Source organism: Algibacter lectus (assembly GCF_004368925.1).
GTDB lineage: Bacteria > Bacteroidota > Bacteroidia > Flavobacteriales > Flavobacteriaceae > Algibacter > Algibacter lectus.
Map to the genome: position 1 here is coordinate 2,501 of NZ_SORL01000004.1, position 3,012 is coordinate 5,512.

Sequence of the window (3,012 nt, forward strand, 5' to 3'; positions counted from 1 at the left end):
ATCCGTAGATATCCGAATGGGGCAACCCGGCATATTGAAGATATGTCATGGCGTAAGCCAAGCAAACCCGGAGAACTGAAACATCTAAGTACCCGGAGGAGAAGAAAACAAAAGTGATTCCGTTAGTAGTGGCGAGCGAACGCGGATTAGCCCAAACCAGTGTTGTTACGGCAATACTGGGGTTGTAGGACCACGATATTCGAAGCGCGATGAATTAGAATTGTTTGGAAAGACAAGCCAAAGACGGTGATAGCCCGGTATAAGTAAAGAACGTTTAGATAGTGGTATCCTGAGTAGTGCGGGACACGAGTAATCCTGTATGAAACAGTCGGGACCATCCGATAAGGCTAAATACTCCTGAGAGACCGATAGTGAACTAGTACCGTGAGGGAAAGGTGAAAAGAACCCTGAATAAGGGAGTGAAATAGAACCTGAAACCATACGCTTACAAGCGGTCGGAGCGGCTTCGTGCTGTGACGGCGTGCCTTTTGCATAATGAGCCTACGAGTTACCGTTGCTAGCAAGGTTAAGGACTTCAGGTCCGGATCCGTAGCGAAAGCGAGTCTGAATAGGGCGCTTAGTTAGTAGTGGTAGACGCGAAACCGTGTGATCTACCCATGGGCAGGTTGAAGCTGTAGTAACATACAGTGGAGGACCGAACCGGTTGACGTTGAAAAGTCTTCGGATGACCTGTGGGTAGGGGTGAAAGGCCAATCAAACTCGGAAATAGCTCGTACTCCCCGAAATGCATTTAGGTGCAGCGTTGATTTATAGTTTTATAGAGGTAGAGCTACTGATTGGATGCGGGGGCTTCACCGCCTACCAATTCCTGACAAACTCCGAATGCTATAAAATGTTAATCAGCAGTGAGGGCATGGGTGCTAAGGTCCATGTCCGAGAGGGAAAGAACCCAGACCATCAGCTAAGGTCCCAAAATATATGTTAAGTTGAAAAAACGAGGTTGAACTGCTTTGACAGCTAGGATGTTGGCTTGGAAGCAGCCATTCATTTAAAGAGTGCGTAACAGCTCACTAGTCGAGCGGTTCGGCATGGATAATAATCGGGCATAAACATATTACCGAAGCTATGGGATAGAAATATCGGTAGGGGAGCATTGTAGTGTCGTCGAAGGTGTGATGTGAGTCATGCTGGAGAAGCTACAAAAGAAAATGTAGGCATAAGTAACGATAATGCGGGCGAGAAACCCGCACACCGAAAGACTAAGGTTTCCTCAGCTATGCTAATCAGCTGAGGGTTAGTCGGGACCTAACGCGAACCCGAAAGGGGTAGTGGATGGACAACTGGTTAATATTCCAGTACCTGCTCTCATTAAAAGTGACGGAGGCGAAAAGTTAGTGCGCACAGACGGAATTGTGCGTTGAAGCGAGTGGTAACACCGCGATAGTACACTGAGACTTCGGTCAAGGTGATAATCTAGCAAATCGACTTCCAAGAAAAGCAAGAGAAGCAGCCCGTACCCTAAACCGACACAGGTAGTTGGGATGAGAATTCTAAGGTGCTCGAGAGATTCATGGCTAAGGAATTAGGCAAAATAGACTCGTAACTTCGGGAGAAGAGTCGCCACCCTTCGGGGTGGCCGCAGTGAAAAGGTCCAGGCGACTGTTTATCAAAAACACAGGGCTATGCTAAATTGAAAGATGATGTATATGGCCTGACACCTGCCCGGTGCTGGAAGGTTAAGTGGAGATGTTAGCTTCGGCGAAGCATTCAAATGAAGCCCCAGTAAACGGCGGCCGTAACTATAACGGTCCTAAGGTAGCGAAATTCCTTGTCGGGTAAGTTCCGACCTGCACGAATGGTGCAACGATCTGGACACTGTCTCAGCCATGAGCTCGGTGAAATTGTAGTATCGGTGAAGATGCCGATTACCCGCTGTGGGACGAAAAGACCCCGTGCACCTTTACTATAGCTTAGTATTGGTTTTGGATAAGTAATGTGTAGGATAGGTGGGAGACTTTGAAGCGGCGTCGCTAGGCGTTGTGGAGTCATTGTTGAAATACCACCCTTTGCTTATCTAGAGTCTAACCTTCTATTGAAGGGACAGTGCTTGGTGGGTAGTTTGACTGGGGTGGTCGCCTCCAAAAGAGTAACGGAGGCTTCTAAAGGTTCCCTCAGCACGGTTGGTAATCGTGCGTAGAGTGCAATGGCATAAGGGAGCTTGACTGAGAGACCTACAAGTCGATCAGGTACGAAAGTAGAGCATAGTGATCCGGTGGTTCCGTATGGAAGGGCCATCGCTCAAAGGATAAAAGGTACGCCGGGGATAACAGGCTGATCTCCCCCAAGAGCTCATATCGACGGGGGGGTTTGGCACCTCGATGTCGGCTCGTCACATCCTGGGGCTGGAGAAGGTCCCAAGGGTTGGGCTGTTCGCCCATTAAAGTGGCACGCGAGCTGGGTTCAGAACGTCGTGAGACAGTTCGGTCTCTATCTACAGTGGGCGTTAGAAATTTGAGTGGATCTGACTCTAGTACGAGAGGACCGAGTTGGACTAACCTCTGGTGTATCAGTTGTTCCGCCAGGAGCATTGCTGAGTAGCTACGTTGGGAAGGGATAAGCGCTGAAAGCATATAAGCGCGAAACCCACCACAAGATGAGATTTCTTTAAAGGGTCGTGGAAGATTACCACGTTGATAGGCTATAGGTGTAAAGGCAGTAATGTCATAGCCAAGTAGTACTAATAACCCATAGGCTTATTGTACGCCTGTTTTTTTAAAACGAGAACAATATATTATATTATTTACAAGTCATGTCTCTTATTTCAATATGTTAAGATATTTGTTTATCCTATGTGATAAACGCTGTATGCTAAAGGATTTAGATCTAATAGCGAGCAGCTATAACTTAAGGTGGTTATAGCGATGGGGCTCACCTCTTACCATTCCGAACAGAGAAGTTAAGCCCATTAGCGCCGATGGTACTGCATTTGTGGGAGAGTAGGTCGTTGCCTTTTTTAATCCTCAACATTTATTTGTTGAGGATTTTTTTTGT

2 rRNA genes (1 of these 2 running past the window's edge) are annotated in these 3,012 nt (G+C 47.2%); both read left to right on the forward strand.

The window, feature by feature from the left end:
* Positions 1-2,722 (forward strand): 23S ribosomal RNA (locus DFQ06_RS00995) (it extends 102 nt beyond the left edge of the window).
* Between the two features lie 144 nt (positions 2,723-2,866).
* Positions 2,867-2,974: ribosomal RNA gene (gene rrf / locus DFQ06_RS01000) — 5S ribosomal RNA — on the forward strand.
* Positions 2,975-3,012 lie beyond the last annotated feature (38 nt).